We start from the raw sequence: 19,952 nt of genomic DNA, 5'->3' as shown, positions 1-19,952 counted from the left end.
AAGTTGGTTTTAAGGCGACGGGTTTTAAGGATCATTTTGGAGGTAGCAAAGTCAATATGGTGGAACAGCCACCACCTAATGTCCAAAGAGAGGGTACGAACGTAGCCTACATCGAAATCACACGCTTCGAAACTATTTTCAGTTCCCGGAGCCGATGGCTCGATGGCGTTTCCTATAATCGCGGGGGGAATCACCCGTCCATCGCTTGAAGGCGTGGGTGAACGGCGGAGCGCTAGCGTATCCAAGAAGACCCGCGATATTCGCTATCGGGGCGTCGGTCCCGCTTAGGAGCTGAGCGGCGACACGTTCCCGAACCTGGTCAAGCATAGCTGCAAAGTTTGTATTCTCTTTCGCCAGGCGTCTCTGAAGGGCTTTGGGACTCATCGCGAGCAGTTCGGCAACATGAACCAAAGAACAGTATTGTGTACCGATCAGGCTGGGGATCGCCACGCCGACCGCCGCGAGAATCGAAGATTCGGCCGCGAATGACCGCCCGGTTCGAGAATGGAAGTACCTCTCAAACAGTCCGGTCAGAATCGGACTCTCATGCTCAATCGGCAGATCGTGCATTTCTCGCGCGTAAACCAGTTCGTAGTGGGGGCACCCAAATTCGAGAGGGCAGCGGAATAGCTGCTCATGTGCGGTGACATCTTCCGGCTCGAAGTGGCGGAAGCGAACTCGGCGAAACGCTTCGTCACCGAAAATTGCCAGACTTCGCACCATGCCGCAGACATTTGCGAGGGTGTGTTCCATCTGGTGGCGCGAAGGCGGAACAATTTCATCACTGGCAAAACGAAGTATGATGTCCGCGCCATCGTCAGACGACAGCAGTTCCACCTCGAATCCGTTCGTATGGTAGCGGCAGTAGTCCCGCGAAACCGTGCACCACTCTCCCAGGGTCGCACTGAATTTCGCCAGCAATCCCATAGGACCATAGTTCGAGAACGGCGCCGGCACCGCCTCTGCCCAGTCTAGGCCGAGCGAAGATCGTTCCAGCTCCAGCGAGCTCCGCTCGAGCAGATCCCCAAACGATCGCCATGAAATCAACATTTCGGGGTCGGCTAGCGCGGCAACATCGATACCGGCTCGAGCCATCATGGCAGCATAGTCTCCCCCGACTTTCCTGACCAATTCTGGGTAGCCTCCCAACACTGCAGCTCGAATATATCGGTCACGTGTCAGACTGGGTTTCATGCGCGCTCCCTAAAACGTCCTCAAATATGAATTTTCTTTGTACGCTAGTATTGGCTAGGCGGCATACTAGTCGTTAAAAGCTTACATCCGTCCATCGTCCTTTCTAAATTCATAATCTGATAACAACTTCTAAGTCAAAGAGACATGGAAACTCTCTATTTTTCGGTTGGGGGTCGATGGCTGAGATATCTGTGTTCCCTACTATGAACGCCCCGCAGAACCTGGCGGGGGCCGATCGGCCCCGCAACAGCACCGCACGGATAATTCTTATACATCAGTCACTTATACCGGCCGCCACATGACACAATTAATGGGCTTCGGGCCAACATCTAGCACGACTTCAGCGAGTATCCCCGTCAGGACTAGGGTGGACTAGACAAACAAATGAATAAACTTCGATTTGGCATTACTACTCGTCTTGGCCTCGGCTTTGGCTTTATGCTTTCTTTGATGTTGGGCCTTACATGGATTTCCGTAACTCAGGTCAACGCCCTTAATGCGAACCTCACCCAGATCAATGAGATAAATGCTGTAAAGCAGCGCTATGCAATCAACTTCCGAGGTAGTGTTCACGATCGCGCTATCGCCATTCGCGACGTTGTACTTCTCGATGGGCCGGAAGTGCGATCGGCTATAACGTTGATCGAGCAGCTCGCCGACGACTACGCAGAAAATGAAATAGCGATGACCCGGATGATTGACGGGCCTGCTGGCGCTAGCGAGCGGGAACGCCATATCCTCGCAAACATCGCGCTGGTGCAGTCGCAAGCCAACCCGCTTGTGGCCAGAATAATTGAATACAAGGGATCCGGCTCACAGGCTGCGCTGACCCGTGCACTCGCGGAGGTACGCCCTCTTTTTGACGGCTGGCTGGCGGCGATCAACGAGTTCATCGATCACCATGAAGAGGCTAATCAGCGGATCGGCAGGGAGGTTCATCAGGCTGCCAGCAGCTTCCAGGCGCTGGCGCTGTGGTCATTGGGTATTGCCGCACTGCTTGCGATCGCCGCTGCAGCCGTAGTCAGCCGGTCGGTTACTCGCCCGCTTGGCAAACTCTCCGCTGCAATGAGGGGGATGGCGGACGGCAGCTATGAAATGGCCGTTCCACATCTCGGCAGGTCAGATGAAATCGGAGAGATGGCAGCGTCGGTCGAGGTCTTCCGACAGAATGGTCTTAAGGTTGAGGCGTTATCGGCCGTCGAGGCAGAGCGCATGGTCGCCGCGCTTGACGCCAAAGGGCAAATCGAAGCTGTTTCAAGATCGCAGGCTGTCATCGAATTCGAAGTTGATGGAACGATCCGCACGGCAAATCAGATCTTCCTGGACGTTACCGGATATAGCCTCCAAGAGATTCAAGGTCGCCATCACGGCATTTTCGTTTCCGAGGAGGCTCGCTTCAGTCCAGAATACTCGGATTTTTGGTCCTCGCTGGGTCGTGGAGAATCCAAGGTTGCCGAATTCCAGCGTTTCGGCAAAGGCGGCAAGGAGATCTGGATCGAGGCCTCGTACAACCCGATTTTCGACGCTCAAGGGCATGTCTACAAGATCGTCAAATTCGCGATCGATGTCACAGGGCGCAAAGCCGCCGTGAATCTCATCCGCGACGGACTTGCCAGGCTGGCAGAGGGTGACCTTACGGCCACAATCGACACCGCATTCGTTCCGGAGCTCGATGACGTCCGCCAGGCCTTCAATAGCAGTTTGCTGCGATTTGCGCAGATCGTGGCCAATCTTCGGTCAACATCGGCAAACCTGAAGACGGCGACTACGGAGATTCTTGCTGGCGCCAATGATCTGTCTGCCCGCACGGCGCGTCAGGCTGCGACCATTGAGGAAACGTCCGCCGCCATCCAACAGCTCTCAACCTCTATTGTCGAGCACGCACGCCAAGCCGAGGAAGCCAGCACTATCGCGCAGGACTCATCGGGAGCCGCCGAAGAGGGGCGGCAGATGATGGCGGAAACGAAGAATGCCATGGATCGTATCACGTCGAGCACAGCGCGCGTGGCGGAAATAATCGAGGTCATCGACCAGATTGCCTTTCAAACCAACCTCCTTGCCCTCAACGCATCGGTCGAAGCTGCACGCGCCGGGGAAGCAGGAAGAAGTTTCGCTGTCGTTGCAGGTGAGGTGCGGACACTGTCGCAATCGGTCGCACGATCATCCGAAGAAGTTAAAGCTCTCGTGAGCCAGAGCACGCATGAGGTGGAAGTCGGGACCAAGCTGGTCGCTGCCACTTCGGAGACGTTGAACCAGCTGCTTGGAAGCGCGAAGGATTCCGCGACACGCCTCGAAATCATCGCTCGTCAAAACCGCGAGCAGGCGTCTGCAATTCACGAGGTCAGCCTCGCAGTCCAGCAGATGGACGAGATCACGCAACAGAATGCCGCGCTCGTCGAACAGACCAATGCCACAATAGGACAAACCGAGGAGCAGGCCGGCCAACTGGACGGCATTGTTCGTGTTTTCCGCGTCGCGGGGGAAGACTCCCATTATGATGAGCCACCGGTCCGCGGACTTCAACGTAAAGTTCAGGCCGCCACGGTGCATCAGTTTCGCGCCCACGGTAATGCTGCCCTCAAGGAGTCTTGGGACGAGTTCTAACCCGGCATAGGCGTCGCCACGACCACAACCCGGGAGCCAGATCCAGCAACCCTCTCGCTGCACAGTTGCACTGCGCAGCGAGTTCCACGTGCGAACCAAATACCGCCAGGACAACTGGGGAACGTTCAAGTTGAGGAACCGAGTGTGCGTAAGAATCAGATCAAGCACAATTCACTGGAGAACCTTTCGGAGCTCACGATACACACCGGGCGTTTTGCGCGAGGCGTAATAGAGTATTTCTCCATAGACGCCCGCAATCCTGAACTATTGAAGGCACAGTGCGCTGCGCTTTCGCGGCTCATCCCTCTGCTCTATTTCATTCTGGTGGTGAATAGCTGGATGCTGGCAGCGAGCTTCTACCATAGCGCGCCAATCTGGCTCACCATCTATGTATCGCTCGGCTTGACGGCAATATGCGCGTTTCGGCTCGTGGTCTGGTGGCGAACCCGTGGCGAGACGCTCACTGCGGAGAGAGCTTTACGAGAGCTTCGCCGGACTCCACGACTTACTGCTGTGCTGGGCATCGGTTTTACGACCTGGGCGGCCGCACTTTTCCCTTTTGGTGATGCGTACGCACAAGGTCATGTCGTCTTCTATATGACGATATCCGTCATCAGCACGATGTTCTGCTTGATCCATGTACGGTCGGCGGCTCTTATCCTTTTCAGGTGTTGAACGCTAGAATCAGCGGGATATCGAAGAGGCGAGCCCAAGCGACGGCTGCGGCCTCCTGGATGGCGACGATGTTTGTTCCGGTCGTCCACCATCCATTTCCGGTGGCCACGATAATTTCGGGCGCATAGATGGCCGATTGCAAGGCCGGCCAGATCAGGAGCTGCTCGTAGCAGATGAGCGGCGCGATCCGCTTGCCGGCGAATTCCACGGACGGATTGGCGAAGAAATGCGCCTGCGCGCCGCCACCTTGGCCCGAGAGTGCAAGCCAGGGCTGCCACATAGATACCGGCACAGGCATCCGCTCCTTATAGAGCACAGAGGCTTCCCCCCTCGATAAGTCGAGCATGACATTGTCGTAGCCCTCGGCATTCACGATGATCGCGCCGGCGTTGACGGTAACGTCAACATCATGAAACGCACTCCGCCAAAGCCTGTCGGCTGTATCGGTCCAGATGCCGGCGGCGCCCTCAGGTAGAACGACGACTGTTGCGCCGTCGGCTGCCGCTGCCCTCACCATAGCAATTGTTTCGAGGTGCTGATCGTAGCCGGCATATGCATCCTGCCCGCCGCCAAATTTCGTGTCGAGACCGATCCAGCCTTCCGGCACAGTGGGCGCCGTCCACGTTGCGGCGGACCAGATCCAGAGACCTCCAAGTATCAGGATCGTGATCGGCCAAAACCTCGTCGTCATGACGGAGAGGCCGATCGCAGCGGCAGCAAGACCCCACCAGCCCCAGGCTGGGAATACGACCCCCGCCGCCGTGATCGGATGCGCCCAGCCGACAATCCCGAAGGGCGGAACGCTCATCAGCATGGCCACCAGGAGATAGCGACTTGCCCGGACCATGCTCGACCGAGCGGTCCAGAGAACGGAATGGACCAGAGTGAAGCCGACCGCTGCGCCGATCCAAAGGGCCAAGCCTGCCCCAAATCCGCTGCCGTAGAAATTGGCCACACCCTGTGGCAATCCCCGCGAAGCGGCGAGGAAATACCCCGCAGACACCAGGACAGCGCCGATCCGAGAGGGCGCAAAGGCCCAAAACGCGGGGAACAGCATGGCGATCGGAAGCAAGAGCGGCTCCCCGCTCCAGCCCACGATACCGCTAGCGACAGCAACCGCCGCCAGGGCGACGGACAAAACAGTGTCACGGACCAAAGGTGAAGACGGGATGGGCCCGGCCGAGCAGACCGGACAAGGGGATCGGCCCGAAATATCTCGAGTCATAGGAACCTGCGAAGCTGGAGTGAAGAAAGGCATGGTGGGGGGGCACGACGCCGCCGACAAAGGCCGAGAGCTTCCTGCCCTCGGCATCGACAGGACGAAGCACCGATTCCGGCAGCACGCGCTCGTCGATGGTTACCAACTCGCCGATAACGATGGTTTGACCTGGCAGCGCCACCACGGTCTTGAGAAGCGGGCTCATCCATCCAGGGCAAAGACCAGCACTGAGATAGCCGCGGTCGCGCGCCATCTCGAACTCCGGTGTAGGCGGAGGGCAAACAAAAACCAGATCGTCGGCAGCCACCTGCCGTTCGAGCGGCATGATGCGCCAGAGGCCGAGCGGATAGCTGGGTGTTAGATTTATTCGCAACCCGAGCAGTTGAGCTGCTGCGAACAGCAAGACCAGCACCATTGCGCCCAAGCCGATGATGGCCACCGCCCGCCGCCGGTGGCTCACTTGAGCACCTGGGATTGGCGTTGGGATTGCCGCAGAGCTTCCGTTTCCTTTAGCGCCTGGGTCGTGCGCTCATGGGCTGCGAGCTGCTGGCCGGCGCGCAGAAGCAGCCAGGCCGATGCAAGCTTGTCCCGTTCGGCAGGCGCCATACCGAATGCCTGTTTTTCGAACGCCGGGCCACTTGCCTCCCGCGCCGCGTTCGAGAGCAGCGTCCGCTCGCCAAACCGCTCCGACACAGCCTTGTTGAACGTGTCAATTTCAGCTTTGGCCATTCGGTCAGCCAGGGCGAAGCCGAGCGCCGCCGGCAGGTCGTTGCGATCAATGGCGTCACGCACGCGCTCGAGGACCTGCCGTGCGTGGTCGGAGAGCGCGGGAATATTGACCGAGACTTTCGCCCGGCGAGCGCGTTCCTCGGCCTGATGCTTGCGCTCAGCTTCCGCCCGTTGCCGAAGGTAGCTTTCGAGGTTCCGGGCCAACGCCGGCGCATTGACTTTGGCGGTTTCACGCGCCTCTCGGTCCGCCCGGCTGGCGAGAATGCCGGTCTTGCCGTTGAGCGGGCCGAAGCTCTCCGGGTCGCTACTGATCTTTGCGATTGTGGATTTGGCGGTCACCGGATCCTTGAGCATGACATCGACATCGATAGCCCGGAAAGCGGCTTCGGGCTGAGCGTAAACCATGTGAAAACGTGTCGAGACGTCCTCCCATAGCGTCTTGAGCGCAGGGTCAGCGGCGAGCTTGTCCTCGGCCGCGTGCTCGACAGATTTCGGGAACACGGTGATGCCGGCAACCATGGGCAGGCGCTCCTTGATATCGGTGGAATGGGTTTGCTGCCGAGAGCCCGAGACGAGACCCAGCCGCCCGGCGATTGTCATGAGGCGAGTTCCCAGATCGGCAATCCGTTGCTTTTGCCGAACCGTCCATTCGAGCCGGTCGCGCACCAGGGTGCGCGCGACATTCATCAAATCGAGCCCGCGATTTTCGGCGAAGCGCAGTGCGGCGCGATAGGCCGATGCACCTTCGTAATCGAGCGTGGTTTCCTTCGATCCGTCGCGCGACAGACGCTCGGCCAGCCGCGACATGGCGAGCTCTCGAATGTCGACCACCTTCCAGGAATGGCGCTCGACCGTCTGGCCGTCGGGCAGCGTCACAGGATGCGAACCCTTGTGCTCTAGGCCAATCCGGTCGCCGATTTCGGGGGCGGCCTCGTTCATCGCACGCTTCAGATCGACGCCCCAGATCGTGTTCTGCTGGCCCTCCGACGTCTCCAGCGTCACGAAATAGCTGTCGCGGTTCTCTTTGCTGTTCTCGTAGGGAGCTGTGCCGTGATCGACGAGAACGCCGCCGCGCTTGGTGAACTCGTTGATGCCGACATAAAGTTGGGCAGCATCACGGTGGCGGGTGAGCGCGACATAGGTCAGATGCCGGTCGAGGGTGCGGGAGGCGAGGACCTTGACGCTGTCGATGGTAGCGCCCTGAGACTTGTGGACCGTGGTGGCATAGCCGTGATCGACATTGGCGTAGAAGCGCTGTTCCACCGTGACTTGGCGGCGTTCATCACCCTCGCCGATCTCGGCGACGATACGCTCGGGAGCGGCCTCGACCACTTTGGCCAGCATGCCATTCTTGACGCCGAGCGATCCCTCGTTCTTGAGAAACACGATCTGGTCGCCGGCGGCGAAGTTGCGGGGGCCGTCCTCGGTTCGGAACTCATAGCCGACTTCGATGGCCCGGCGTTCAACCAATTTCCCGCGGGCGCGCTCGTTCAGCTCGCGCACATCGACCCGTCGATGCGCGAGGATCAATGCTGTTCGCGTCGGATCGAAATCGATGTTCCAGTCCTCGATCAGAGCGGCGATCGCCTCGTCCCTCGACCATTCGGTCCGCACCATGCCGGCCTGGTCATAGGCCGCGAGTGCAGCGCCGATCCGACCGCCGGCCAGATCGGTCGACGCCGCCCGCATCCAAGTCTCGCGCTGGCGATAGATCTGCCCGAGCTCTGCATAACCGATGCGATCGGCAATGGCGCGAAACGCGGCGCCCGCCTCAATCGGCTGGAGCTGGTCGGGATCGCCGACAAGCACGAGCTTGGCGCCAGCTTTCGTCGCCGCCTCGACAAAGAGGGCCATCTGCCGTGACGACACCATGCCGGCCTCGTCCAGGACGAAAACGGTCTTTTCGTCAATACCGTCTCGTCCCTGTTGCCAGCGCAGTTCCCATGACGACAGTGTTCGGGAGGCAATCCCGGCTTCGCTCGAAAGCCCCTCGGCCGCCTTGCCCGCCAGTGCGCCGCCGACGACACGATAACCGGCCGCTTCCCATGCCTCGCGAGCAGCCTTCATCATCGTGGTCTTGCCGGCGCCGGCGCGGCCGACGATCGCGGCGATCCGCTTGCCTCCCGCGACATGCTCGATGGCCGATCGCTGCTCGGCCGAGAGGCGGGCGTTGCGCGCGAAGGTCTTTTCCAGCACTCGGCGATGAACGCTATGCGAGGACTGCCGCGACAGCCAGATTGCCCGTGACGCCATCCCGGCTTCGAGCTGGATCAACTCCCGCGTGGTGAGCTTGGCCGGTTCACGCTTCCCCGTTGCAAGCGAGACGCGCTCGCGCTCGAGCCGCAGGATTTCGGGGCTTTGCAGAACGCGCGCCAGGAGGTTCTGGAACCGGTTCGCATCGTCGATATAGCGGTGCAGCAACTTGGCCACATCACGCTCGTCGAAGACGCTCTTTTCGCGGGTGATGATATCCAGCACCAGCTCGGGATTGGTCTCGATACGACGGGCGTTCTCGGCCCGACGCTCCTTTTGGATTTGAAGGCGTTCAAGGTCCGGCAACGCGCCGCTCGCCTGGCCTTTGCGATCCATCGCCTTGGCGCCGACGCCCAGGTGAATGGTCGGAACAAGCGCGATGCCCTGTTTTTCGTATGACCGGCCATCGACGCGCAGGTCGATCCCATTAAGCGCCAGATGATGATTGAGCCGCTCGAACCAGGCGTCGCGAACCGCCTTGAACTCCTCGATGCCGCCGGCCCATAGCGCATACTGGATCTTACCGGTTTTCGTCCTGAGCGGCTGGCCGTCTGACCCCATCATCGCGATCTTCTTGGCGCCGAACCCGTCTTCGGTGAGCGGGCGCAACGTCATCATCAGATGGACATGGGGATTGCCCGGATTGTCGTGATAGACCCAGTCGGCCACCATGCCGCGCGCCAGCACCTGGCTGTCCACAAAATCGCGCATCAGGGCGATGTTCTGCTCGGCGGTCAGCTCGAGCGGCAACGCAATGGTGAGGTCTTTGGCAAGCTGGGCATCCGCCCGTTTTTCGAAGGCTTCGACCTTGTTCCAGAATGCCTCGGCCGCCCCTGCGACCGACCGGTCCGCGATCATGGTTCGCAGCCAGTCGGGTGCGTCGGCCGGGATCACGAACTCCTCGTGCAGCAATCCGGCCTTGCGGGAATAGTCGACCGTTCGGGCCTCGCGCTCGAAATCCATCCGCGCGCAGTGGCGATAGGCCGCCGACAGCACTGCGCTGCTGCCGTTCCCGCGACTGACGATGCTGGCTGAGAAATGCGCGATGGCCACGGCAGCGCCACCCCTTCTTCCGGTTGATCCAACGCACCGAAGGCAGCTCACGGGCCGGCTAGAGGACGGACAAGCAAACGCGTCGCGCCAGCGACGTATAATTGCGCCCTTGGAGGCAATCCTTCGGATCGCCGGGATCATTTCAAGAAGTGTCGGCTCCGCCGACCCGGCATTTATGCCGGGTCGCGCAAAGCGCGATCCCGGCCGATTCTTGCCGCTGCCGAAGGCCAGTCGAGCAAGAAAGGAGCCACCGGAATGAGAAAACCGTCATCGAAAATCAGGGAAGAAATCGCGCGTCTTCAGGAGCAGCTCAAGGCCGCTGAAACCCGGGAGGCTGAACGCATCGGCCGGCTCGCACTCAGAGTAGGGCTTGGCGATATCGAGATCGAAGAGAGCGATCTTGTTGCCGCGCTCGAGGAAATCGCGAGAAAGTTTCGGAAGGGGGGAGGGCGCACCAACAAACCGACGCCCGCGCCGGTCGCGGCTGGCGCGCCTGCGGGGCAGGCTGGAGAGGCATAAGCGGATGAAAAAAATAGAGACAGACGAAGCCCGTAAGAAAGACACGCGGGAGAAGATCGCGCTGGGCGGCCTGGTCGCAAAAGCAGGCCTGCGCTATGAGAAGCGCTCGCTTCTGCTCGGTTTGCTCATCGACGCGAAGTTGAGGATCAAGGGCGACGACACGGAGCGGGCACGGCTTACCGAAATCGGCGAAAAGGCGTTCGGTCGTGAACCCGACTAGGATCGCACTGCTTATTGCGCCAGGCGTGATCATGGTCACGGCCCTGATGCTGCTCACCGGCATCGAGCAGTGGATGGCAAGTCTTGGAAAAACGTCGGATCAGCAGCTTGCCTTCGGGCGGGTTGGGATCGCATTGCCCTATGTGGCAGCCGCGGGCATTGGCATCGTGTTTCTGTTCGCCGCCAGGGATGCGGCCGCCATCCGCTATGCGGGTGGCGGCGTGCTGATCGGTACGTTGGTCATCATCGTCGTCGCAGCGATCCGGGAATTCACCCGGCTCGCCACGTTTGCTGGCAGCCTGCCGACAGAAACCACAATCCTTGCCTATGTCGATCCGGCAACAGCGATCGGCGCAATGCTATCCCTCGTTGCAAGCATGTTTTCTTTGCGCGTTGCGCTGCGCGGCAATGCGGCCTTTGCTGCATCATCGCCTCGTCGTGTTCGTGGCAAAAGAGCCATCCACGGCGAGGCTAGGTGGATGTCGCTGAATGATGCAAAGCGCGTCTTCCCCGCAGTCGGAGGTATCGTCCTCGGGGAGGCCTACCGCGTCGACAAGGATGTCGTCGCCGATCGCGGATTCCGTTCCGACGATCCTGAGACATGGGGCGCGGGCGGTCGATCGCCACTTCTCTGCTTTGATGCGTCCTTCGGCTCGACTCACGGCTTGGTCTTTGCCGGATCGGGCGGGTTCAAGACGACCTCGGTGACGGTGCCGACCGCGCTCAAATGGGGTGGCGGCCTCGTTGCTCTCGACCCGTCCAACGAGGTTGCCCCCATGGTAATCGAGCATCGGCGCAAGGCCGGCCGGGACGTCTTCGTCCTCGACCCCAAGTATCCGACAACGGGATTCAATGTACTGGACTGGATCGGCCGGTACGGGGCTACCCGAGAAGAGGATGTCGTGGCCGTCGCCAGTTGGGTGGTGACCGATACCGGACGGTCGACCTCGATCCGCGACGACTTCTTCCGCGCATCGGCGCTGCAGCTCATCACGGCGCTGATCGCCGATGTTTGTTTGTCCGGGCATACGGAAAAAGAAAACCAGCATCTGCGGCAGATGCGGGCGAACCTCTCGGAGCCGGAGCCGAAATTGCGCGAGCGGCTGCAGAAGATCTACGACAATTCCGAATCCGAGTTCGTCAAGGAGAATGTCGCCCCCTTTATCGCCATGACCCCGGAAACATTCTCCGGCGTCTATGCCAATGCGGTCAAGGAGACCCATTGGCTGAGTTATCCGAACTATGCCGCGCTCGTCTCCGGATCGACTTTCTCGACCGATGCCATCGGCGAGGACAAGACCGACATTTTTGTCAATCTCGATCTCAAAGCACTGGAGACGCATCCGGGCTTGGCGCGCACGATCATCGGCGCGTTGCTGAACGCGGTCTACAACCGGAATGGACAAATGAAGGGGCGGACCCTGTTCCTTCTCGATGAGGTGGCGCGGCTCGGCTATCTACGAATTCTCGAAACCGCGCGTGACGCGGGGCGCAAATATGGCATCAGCCTGGTATTGCTGTTTCAATCCATCGGCCAGATGCGCGAAGCCTATGGCGGGCGCGACGCGACAAGCAAATGGTTCGAGAGCGCATCCTGGGTATCGTTCGCCGCGATCAACGATCCCGAAACCGCCGACTACATCTCACGCCGCTGCGGCAACACCACCGTCGAGGTCGATCAGCTGAGCCGGTCTTCGGCTATGTCCGGATCGTCCCGAACGCGGTCAAAGCAATTGGCGTCGCGAGCGCTGATCCTTCCCGAGGAGGTCCTACGCATGCGCGGTGATGAGCAGATCGTCTTCACGGCCGGAAATGCGCCACTGCGGTGCGGACGCGCGATCTGGTTTCGGCGAAACGATATGAAGTCGGTCGTCGGCGCAAACAGATTCCACCGGAAGGGGGAACAGGCATGAGGCTCGGTGCGCCAGCACCGTCCCTTGACGTCCAGGCAGAGCCGGGTTGCGCCATATGCTGACCAGGGAAAAATTCGGATGCCCGGAACCGCAATTCCGCATCCGAAAGAATGAAATGCGACAGACGGCCGAAGCCGCCTGCCGCTATCGTGCATCAATGTGCACGCTCTTCAGTGAGGACAGTTGGGACCACCCCGATCAGCTTGACGGAAAGCCCGCTTACGCGGCTTCCAAAGACGTGCGGACCGCGCAGCATCTCGAACTCCGGAGACAGAACCGGATACCGGATCATCAGCATCGCCGCGATATCCTCGATCGGATGAGTTGGCGATACGGAATCACCAGCCGCATCGGTGCCGATGATCAGCAGGTTTCCCGCGAGCGGGCTACCGTAGTCTTTCAGCTCGGTGAAACAGGGCAGCTCGTCAGTGAGACCATTGTCGTCAACGACGATGCAATGGTTCCGGTCGATGCGCACCATGTCGATAAGTTCACAACCGATATGGCGACGGATTTCGGCAAGAATGTTGCCAGGATCGATCGTGACGATCCGGATTGTCCGACGCTCAACTTCCACGAGATAGGCAGTGAGGAAATTTGTCATGCTGGTCTCCTTTCATTGCGATGACAGAGACCGCCCCCGGCAAGTCGGGCATCGGGTCAAGGACCGCTTCTGCGGCCGCGAAGCGGCGAGTGGGGGAGCCGGTTTTGTGGCCGGACGCTTCAGCGGCTGGCAGCAAAATCGGGGGAACCGCTCGTCCTTGGGGCGATGGGCGCGGCCCGTATCATTGGCCGGCAGAGTGAGTGCAACCACGGCCTCGCCAGGGGCCGTGTCCGTTTCCGGCGACCAGCCGGCTCACCCCCCTTCGTGCATCCTCGACTGCCGCCCTACGGCGTCACCGGCGCCACGCCCCGCTGCGAGAGGATCGTCACCCGCATGGGCTGAAACCGCGTCAGCGGGTTCGGTGAGCGCAGCGAATAGAGCCGTGCCCCGAAGGGGACTCGCCCAGCCCATTTCTTCCGGAAGCAGATCGTAACCCATCGCCCCTATAATTGCGCAGCAGCAACGAAGAGGCGCCGAACCGTTTGAACAGAAACATCCGTATCGAGATTGGCTGGAAGAAACCAAGTCCGCGCTATGGCAGGAAGAGATCAGCCGGCCCTGCCAGCAATTATCGGAGCAGCCGCGCGCAAGGCCGGGGTTTCAATCTGAAATGGGCCTGGGCGATGATCGGCCTCATTGCCGCAGGGATATATGGCGCACACCTCCATCAGGAACGTGGCCAACCCGCTCCTACTGCCGCTTTCTCCCAGACCGACCTGCTGCGCGCGACGTTTTCCTTCTGTGGCGAGGGTCGCCGTGTGACATGCATCGTCGATGGCGACACATTCTGGCTCTCGGGACAAAGGATCCGGATCACCGATATCGACACACCGGAGATCAACCCGCCGCGCTGCGAGGAAGAACGCATCAGAGGTGAGGCCGCCAAGCGCCGACTGCGCGAACTGCTGAATTCCGGGCCGTTCTCGCTCGTCGCGGGGACGCGGGATGAAGATCAGTATGGACGCAAGCTGCGCACCGTGGTGCGCGATGGGCGCTCGATTGGTGACACGCTGGTGGACGAGGGTCTTGCGCGTCGGTGGGATGGCACGCGGCGGAGCTGGTGCGGGTGATCCATCACGGCAATGAATCGGTCGATCCGGTTCGATTCAGGAAAGTTGTTTGACGCCGATTCCGCCGGAGGCGAGACTCCAACTATGGGAAAAGAGGACGCGTGCCCGGTTCATCTCCGACGCATCGACCCGACGCAGAACATGCATCGGTTCTACACGCTCGCGATCCAGCCTACCCTGTTCGGCGGCGCGTCGGTCATCCGCAACTGGGGCCGCATCGGAACCAACGGCCAGTCGATGATGGAGACCTTTGACAGTGAGGACGAGGCCGCCGCCGCCTCGCTGCGTCTCGAACGCGCCAAGCGTCGGCGCGGCTATACCGCATCCGGTACGACCGGGAGCAGCTGACTTCCATCGCGACAAAGGGCGGAGTGCCCATTCCGCGCAGCAGCGGCAAAAACAAGACATTGCTGACGCAGCCGATCTATCTGTGGCCCTCCGTTCGTCGGGCTTGCACAACAGGGCGCTGGCGGCCTCGTGCGTAAAGCCGCCCTAGAAGGGCGGCGCGCTGCCGAGGACACCTTCCTCCTCCGCCCAGATCACCTCGCGCTCGGCAAGCGCCATCGCGAGCTCATCCTCGATCCAGCGGCGCTCGTCCCGGTAAACGGCGTTCCGCAGCTCGGCGCGCAATTCCTCGATATGCTGATCGATCGACATTGGTCATCTCCGTCATTGTTTGTGAAAGACGGCGACCACGGGCATGTCGGAGCGGAGGGGTCAGGGATCGCGGCACGCGACCGGCGGAGCCGGCGGGTGGGGGAGCCGGATTTCTGACCCGGCCCGGAGGCCGGGGCTGAAATTTGGGGGAGCCGCTCGTCCTTGAGGCCTTCGGGCCGTCATGGCATCCTCGGACGTACCGAGCAGACTGTTCCACCACGGTTCGGCCTTAACGCCAGAAACCGCCTCGCCACGAGCTCGATGCCCGTGGCAAGGCTGGAGTTTGACCTGTGGCACCTGCCCGGGATCTCCACCTTGAAGGGGAATGGCCCCGCCTGGTGGCGGGGCCGATTGGGCGGGAACCTTAGTCCCGGTTCGGCCGGGACCAGATGAGCTGGAGGCCATCCTGTCCGTCCACCTCGATCAGGGTGGCGTAGATGGGAGCCGGGAAGCTCGGATCGTCCAGCTTGACCGAGAGGTAGTCGCGCTCGCTCTCTTTGGCGGTTTTCTGCCAGGCGGCGCCCAGTTCCACTGCGCCCGAGTAGAGGCGGAAGTGCGGGCCCTTGTCGGAGGGGTTCTCGACCCGTTCGATGCGCGCCTTGACGTTGAGGTTAAGGGTCTTGATCGTGCCGGTGAAGCCGTTGGCGGTGCTGGTGAAGGTGCCGATGGTAGCCATGGTGATGTTCCTTTTCGCTTTGTTCGGGCCGCGCCCTTCGCGGCCTCGATGGCAGTCGAAAGACCGGAGACGATCGGACCGCACCTCGAAGAGGCCGCAATGCAATGGAGGGCGGGTGGAAGCGGCTTTCTTGGACCGCGAGGAATGGCGTGCAGCGCCAGGGGAAGAAAGCCGCGGACGGCCGTTGCGGGAGAACGATCGAGGCGAAGCCGGTTTCAGGTCAGACATGCCAAATCGAGCCGCAGAAAGGGCTGGCTCTGGGGGCGAAAGGAATGCAAATGATTCATTCGTCGGCACCCGGCCCCGGAAGTATCGCGGTCCTCACCGCAAGGGACCTGACAGATGTCAGCACTGCCGTATGGCTCGACGAACATCCGCAGATAGGCCCGCGCCGGATACGCCATCTGCTGGCTGCCGGCGGTTGGGACGATCGGATGTGGTGGAGCCAGCAAGTTGTTCGACCTGCGAGGCAGGCAGATACGAACTGCTGTGCGTGGCGAGCTCGCAACCAGATGAATGTCGACGAAAGAGCCTTTCTCGGCCGACTCCCCGAGCACGCGGACTGGAAGGAGGACTACTAGGACGGTCTGGTACGCAGGTCGTTCGTGCCATCGGGTCAGGAGCGCTTCGCCACAAGCAATGCACGCCAGGAACCGCCAGAGGGAAGGCGGAAATCCATCTCACCGGTTGCGGCTGATACCGCGCAGCGATTGGCGTCGTGCGATGAACTCGCGCACGAGCGGCAGGAAAAACGCCTTGCTGAAGCGCCCCATCGGCGGTTCAGGCTCCAGGTAATATGACTGGCCGATGATGTCGGTGTTGTACTCGTCGAGGATCAACCAGAGACGAAGATCCGCATCGAGGCCGGCTCGTCGCTTTTCGGTTGCCGGGATCTCTGCCGCAAAGCGTGCCGGTTCCGGCTGTTTCGTGGTGATCGGAAACAGAAGCAGGAGATCGCCACTTGGGCGGTTTAGCCTGATCCCAACTGCAACGGGCCTGCTCTTGCGACCTTCGGTTTCGCCGTGGCCCGCTTCGCGAACCCACAGATAGGGGTAGCGGACAACGCTTGCGGTCTGGATTTCATCAAAACTCAAGACCGGCCGCTTTCATTGTCGTCTGCATAGGCCTCGATGGCTTCGGCCATTTCATCCAGAAGCGCATCCGGCATGGTTTCGAGCGTGCCCACCATTCTGGTATCGGCCTGGCGGCGCATGCGCTCGTAGTCTTCGATATTGAGGATCACCAGGCGCGGCTTATTGCGCTGGGTGATCGTCACCGGGCGGCGCAGCGCCTCGGCAATGATGTCGCCTGACTTTCGGGAAAAGTCGCTGGTCGTGAATGTGCTGTTTGATCCGGACATCGGCAACTCCAGCTTGCTGTGATAGTTGGTATATACAGCATTGCTGTATTTGATGCAATGGCTACTCCCCTCAGCAGAAATGGCCCCGCCCGATGGCGGGGCCGATTGGGCCGGGAGCCTCAGTCTCGGTTCGGCCGGGACCAGATGAGCTGGAGGCCATCCTGTCCGTCCACCTCGATCAGGGTGGCGTAGATGGGAGCCGGGAAGCTTGGATCGTCCAGCTTGACCGAGAGGTAGTCGCGCTCGCTCTCTTTGGCGGTTTTCTGCCAGGCGGCGCCCAGTTCCACTGCGCCCGAGTAGAGGCGGAAGTGCGGGCCCTTGTCGGAGGGGTTCTCGACCCGTTCGATGCGCGCCTTGACGTTGAGGTTAAGGGTCTTGATCGTGCCGGTGAAGCCGTTGGCGGTGCTGGTGAAGGTGCCGATGGTAGCCATGGTGATGTTCCTTTTCGCTTTGTTCGGGCCGCGCCCTTCGCGGCCTCGATGGCAGTCGAAAGACCGGAGACGATCGGACCGCACCTCGAAGAGGCCGCAATGCAATGGAGGGCGGGTGGAAGCGGCTTTCTTGGACCGCGAGGAATGGCGTGCAGCGCCAGGGGAAGAAAGTCGCAGCAGGCCGTTGCGGGAGAACGATCGAGGCGAAGCCGGTTTCAGGTCAGACATGCCAAATCGAGCCGCAGAAAGGGCCGGTCACGCGTTTGAAGAAAAGGACACGCGGTCATGGTGTCCGCACACCTACCCCGCACCCCGATGAAATCCGCCTCGAAACCAGCAGCTCGACCGCCTCATCGCAGCCAGCTCTTTCGATATTGACGACCAACGACATCCTTGCCCGTTCGCCCGACCGCAACTTGAGGTGGCGGCTGTGCGCAGTCACCTCAGTGGCGGAACCGCACTAGTGAGAGGTTGCTTCTGCCTGATCGGTTCTTCGCTTGGCCTGAGCCAGTCTGCGTAACTGTTCAACGTTCTCCGATCGAGAAGGGAAAGTGGGCGAGCCGACCAGCGCCCGCGGTAAGGCCAAGGCGTTCAGGCTGATCTGCGAGGCCCCGTGATCGACGTCGGCGTTCCTCGGGGTCATCGCACCAGCCCCATATTACCTTGCGCCGACCGGGCCGGCCGGAACGTGGGTCCGTACCGCTGCGCGATTGTCCGATCCGGATCCAGCCGTCAAAACGATAAAGATCGCCTTTATGCAGCGCGGCATCCTGATAGCTCACGGCCCATCGGCACCCACGTTCGGCGCAAAGACCGGGAAAGACAAACATGCGCCAAAGGCGCAGGGCAACCCGGCAGAGCCCAGGCTCGACAGCGCAGATCCGCGACAGTTCTATCGCATCATGGCGAGATAGTCCGGCCACACGTTCGCGGATCAGCGTGTCAGTGGCGACGACGGCAAGCAGTTCGCCGTCACGCGAGATTCCGTGTGACCATCCACGCGTCAGGCCGGCGAGCTCGCGGACCTTGCGGCGGATCGGAACGATCTTGAACTCGGTCGTGCATTGCCGCCGGATCATGCCGATCGACACGGTCTCTTTCGTGGTACGGCGCGTGCCGATGGCGATGACCTCGCCGTCGGCGTCCTCATCGAAGACCGGCATCTCGGTGCCCGCCGGCGTCACCGTTCTGGTGAACGCCGGAACGGAGGCCCAACGGTTACCTTGGCCGGCCCCAAGAAGCTGGTCACGAATATTGCCTGCCGAGACGATATGGATGGGAAACGGCAATACACTGGGCGACATCAGCCAGTCCAGGTGATCGTAGACGGCCTTTGGCTCCCAGCCGGTGTCGGCGAAAATCGCGCAATCGGGCATGGGCCCGATTTCTCCATGTGCGGCCATCCGCGCCATGGTCGTGGATTGAACGCCCGCGCCAAGCGAGAGCGCACGCAAACGGATGGGGGAAGGGCCGATGCCTTCCCCAGCGACATGCTGTGGGTTGAACATTACGCGGCCTCACGCTCTTCGGAAGCGGCAGGCTGCAACGCGTGGAGGAAATTGACGGCCCGCTGGGCATGGGCAGCAGCCTGGAAGATAGCACGCTTGTCATCTCCCAGTACCGAGAGCCAACTGCCGACATAGGCAGCATGGTCTGGTCGCGGTTCGAGCTCGGGCACAATGCCGAGATCAGCACACAGCAGCGCCGACCCGATTTCAGCGACGAGTTCCTCGCGCGCCCGTTCGGTCTTGTCCTTTGCATAGCGGGTGAGATCGCGCCCAACACGATCGGCCTTGGCCGTCCAGTGGATATGCTCGTGGCTTAGAACTGCGACATATGAAGCCGCATCCCGAAACGTCTCGAAGGGCGGCATCTGGATGTGGTCGCTGGAAGGGGCGTAAAACGCTCGCGAGCCACCATGTCTGACCTTCGCCCCGGCATGGGCGAAGAAGCGATCGGCTCTCTCGATCCGTTCGACCGGGTCGATGACCGGGGCAGGTCTATGGTAATAGTGTTCGGGCAGGCCTTCGATCTGTTCGACATTGAAGACGCCATAAGCCCGCAGGAACGGAATATCGCGCTCGACTTCATCGCCCCGGGCATCGGTTTCAGTCTTGGTGAACCGGCTGGCATAAATGACGGTGCTGCTCGTTTGACCCTTGCGGACGTGCGCGCCAAGTTCCCTTGCCTGCTTGAAGGTCATCCAGATCGGCGCGGCGTAGCCGCGCGCCATGGCCTCCGACCACAGCAGCAACACGTTCATGCCGGAATAGGGTTCGCCATTGTGGCGCAGCGGCCGCGTGATGCGCCCGGCGGCATTGCCGGCGCGCCAGGGTTGCACCCATGGGCGAACACCCTCTTCGAGCTGCGCAATGATCCGCTCCGTGATCCGCGCATAGATATCGACGCGGGTGGCGTTCTTTTCTTTCCTGCTCATTTTCATGAACCTCCTTGTCTGGAGGCCGCGGCGATCGCGGCCCCGTCACGAGGTCCAGAAAGGGCGGAGCACCACGGCAGGCCGCGCACCCGCAGGGCCGGAGCGAAGCGGCGGACGGCGCAGCCGTTGCACGGACTGTCCGGCTCCGCCAGGACCGCAACCGGACGGGGCCGCAGTCGGGCGACAGGAAGAAGAAAGGCGGCGCATTGCGCCGCCTTGTTACGATGAAGGGGAAGGCTCGGTTCAATGAACCGAGCGGCTACCCGTGTGAGGATCGTACTCGTAGAGGGCTTCGACTTCTGCGTCCTCGATCTCATCGGCGGGAAGGACGCCGTTATC

General features: G+C 61.0%; 19 protein-coding genes. 7 read left to right on the top strand and 12 right to left on the bottom strand.

Annotation, left to right across the window (positions count from 1 at the left end):
• Positions 1–138 precede the first annotated feature (138 nt).
• Positions 139–1,194: an AraC family transcriptional regulator gene (locus MIC97_RS21570; protein WP_275592557.1), complete on the bottom strand. Its 1,056-nt coding sequence runs from the start codon at positions 1,192–1,194 to the stop codon at positions 139–141.
• Between the two features lie 384 nt (positions 1,195–1,578).
• Between MIC97_RS21570 and MIC97_RS21565 the strand changes: the two genes are divergently transcribed.
• Together MIC97_RS21565 and MIC97_RS21560 are read left to right on the top strand one after the other, a co-directional pair.
• Positions 1,579–3,798: a methyl-accepting chemotaxis protein gene (locus MIC97_RS21565; RefSeq protein WP_239801984.1), complete on the top strand. Its 2,220-nt coding sequence runs from the start codon at positions 1,579–1,581 to the stop codon at positions 3,796–3,798.
• A gap of 144 nt (positions 3,799–3,942) precedes the next feature.
• Positions 3,943–4,473, top strand: a complete 531-nt coding sequence (locus tag MIC97_RS21560) for a hypothetical protein (protein WP_239801983.1) — start codon at positions 3,943–3,945, stop codon at positions 4,471–4,473.
• Here MIC97_RS21560 and MIC97_RS21555 read toward each other — a convergent pair.
• The 3 genes from MIC97_RS21555 to traA are packed head-to-tail and all read right to left on the bottom strand — an operon-like array spanning position 4,463 to position 9,727.
• The gene (locus MIC97_RS21555; RefSeq protein ID WP_239801982.1) at positions 4,463–5,611 is read right to left on the bottom strand and encodes a conjugal transfer protein TraB; all 1,149 of its coding nucleotides are present in this window, start codon (positions 5,609–5,611) and stop codon (positions 4,463–4,465) included. The genes MIC97_RS21560 and MIC97_RS21555 overlap by 11 nt on opposite strands.
• A 7-nt stretch (positions 5,612–5,618) precedes the next feature.
• On the bottom strand, positions 5,619–6,152 hold the full coding sequence (gene traF / locus MIC97_RS21550; RefSeq protein ID WP_345773573.1) for a conjugative transfer signal peptidase TraF: 534 nt from the start codon (positions 6,150–6,152) through the stop codon (positions 5,619–5,621).
• On the bottom strand, positions 6,149–9,727 hold the full coding sequence (gene traA, locus MIC97_RS21545) for a Ti-type conjugative transfer relaxase TraA (protein WP_239801981.1): 3,579 nt from the start codon (positions 9,725–9,727) through the stop codon (positions 6,149–6,151). The genes traF and traA overlap by 4 nt, the downstream gene beginning before the upstream one ends.
• Before the next feature lie 255 nt (positions 9,728–9,982).
• Here traA and MIC97_RS21540 point away from each other — a divergent pair, with 255 nt between their 5' ends.
• The 3 genes from MIC97_RS21540 to traG are packed head-to-tail and all read left to right on the top strand — an operon-like array spanning position 9,983 to position 12,378.
• Positions 9,983–10,246: a TraC family protein gene (locus MIC97_RS21540; RefSeq protein WP_239801980.1), complete on the top strand. Its 264-nt coding sequence runs from the start codon at positions 9,983–9,985 to the stop codon at positions 10,244–10,246.
• A 4-nt stretch (positions 10,247–10,250) separates the two neighbouring features.
• Positions 10,251–10,466, top strand: a complete 216-nt coding sequence (gene traD, locus MIC97_RS21535) for a conjugal transfer protein TraD (protein WP_239801979.1) — start codon at positions 10,251–10,253, stop codon at positions 10,464–10,466.
• The gene (gene traG / locus MIC97_RS21530) at positions 10,453–12,378 is read left to right on the top strand and encodes a Ti-type conjugative transfer system protein TraG (protein ID WP_239801978.1); all 1,926 of its coding nucleotides are present in this window, start codon (positions 10,453–10,455) and stop codon (positions 12,376–12,378) included. Before traD ends, traG begins: the two co-directional genes overlap by 14 nt.
• A gap of 154 nt (positions 12,379–12,532) precedes the next feature.
• Here traG and MIC97_RS21525 read toward each other — a convergent pair whose 3' ends face one another.
• Positions 12,533–12,982, bottom strand: a complete 450-nt coding sequence (locus MIC97_RS21525) for a DUF3846 domain-containing protein (protein WP_239801977.1) — start codon at positions 12,980–12,982, stop codon at positions 12,533–12,535.
• A gap of 605 nt (positions 12,983–13,587) precedes the next feature.
• Here MIC97_RS21525 and MIC97_RS21520 point away from each other — a divergent pair.
• Together MIC97_RS21520 and MIC97_RS21515 are read left to right on the top strand one after the other, a co-directional pair.
• Complete coding sequence (locus tag MIC97_RS21520; protein WP_239802059.1) at positions 13,588–14,052, top strand: thermonuclease family protein; 465 nt, start codon at positions 13,588–13,590, stop codon at positions 14,050–14,052.
• 84 nt (positions 14,053–14,136) lie between these two features.
• On the top strand, positions 14,137–14,400 hold the full coding sequence (locus MIC97_RS21515; protein WP_239801976.1) for a WGR domain-containing protein: 264 nt from the start codon (positions 14,137–14,139) through the stop codon (positions 14,398–14,400).
• Positions 14,401–14,544: 144 nt separating this feature from the next.
• On the opposite strand, the gene MIC97_RS21510 is transcribed toward MIC97_RS21515, so the two are convergent.
• The 7 genes from MIC97_RS21510 to MIC97_RS21480 form a co-directional block, all read right to left on the bottom strand.
• Positions 14,545–14,709 carry a hypothetical protein gene (locus MIC97_RS21510; RefSeq protein WP_239801975.1) on the bottom strand — a complete coding sequence of 55 codons (165 nt, stop codon included), beginning with the start codon at positions 14,707–14,709 and terminating at the stop codon, positions 14,545–14,547.
• Positions 14,710–15,073: 364 nt separating this feature from the next.
• Positions 15,074–15,385: a DUF736 domain-containing protein gene (locus tag MIC97_RS21505; RefSeq protein ID WP_239801972.1), complete on the bottom strand. Its 312-nt coding sequence runs from the start codon at positions 15,383–15,385 to the stop codon at positions 15,074–15,076.
• Positions 15,386–16,065: 680 nt separating this feature from the next.
• A complete protein-coding gene (locus MIC97_RS21500; protein WP_239801974.1) occupies positions 16,066–16,479 on the bottom strand; it encodes a hypothetical protein in 414 nt (137 codons plus the stop codon).
• The gene (locus tag MIC97_RS21495; RefSeq protein ID WP_239801973.1) at positions 16,476–16,745 is read right to left on the bottom strand and encodes a type II toxin-antitoxin system prevent-host-death family antitoxin; all 270 of its coding nucleotides are present in this window, start codon (positions 16,743–16,745) and stop codon (positions 16,476–16,478) included. Before MIC97_RS21495 ends, MIC97_RS21500 begins: the two co-directional genes overlap by 4 nt.
• 119 nt (positions 16,746–16,864) lie before the next feature.
• The gene (locus tag MIC97_RS21490) at positions 16,865–17,176 is read right to left on the bottom strand and encodes a DUF736 domain-containing protein (RefSeq protein WP_239801972.1); all 312 of its coding nucleotides are present in this window, start codon (positions 17,174–17,176) and stop codon (positions 16,865–16,867) included.
• Positions 17,177–17,700: 524 nt separating this feature from the next.
• Entirely contained in the window at positions 17,701–18,684 is a 984-nt protein-coding gene (locus MIC97_RS21485) for a hypothetical protein (protein WP_239801971.1), read from the bottom strand.
• Positions 18,684–19,613 (bottom strand): zincin-like metallopeptidase domain-containing protein, encoded by a 930-nt coding sequence (locus MIC97_RS21480; RefSeq protein ID WP_239801970.1) that lies wholly within the window; start codon positions 19,611–19,613, stop codon positions 18,684–18,686. Before MIC97_RS21480 ends, MIC97_RS21485 begins: the two co-directional genes overlap by 1 nt.
• Positions 19,614–19,952: the final 339 nt, after the last annotated feature.

Origin of the sequence: Aquamicrobium sp. NLF2-7, from assembly GCF_022359935.1 — a bacterium.
GTDB lineage: Bacteria > Pseudomonadota > Alphaproteobacteria > Rhizobiales > Rhizobiaceae > Mesorhizobium > Mesorhizobium lusatiense.
This window is presented reverse-complemented; position numbering and strand designations above follow the sequence as displayed.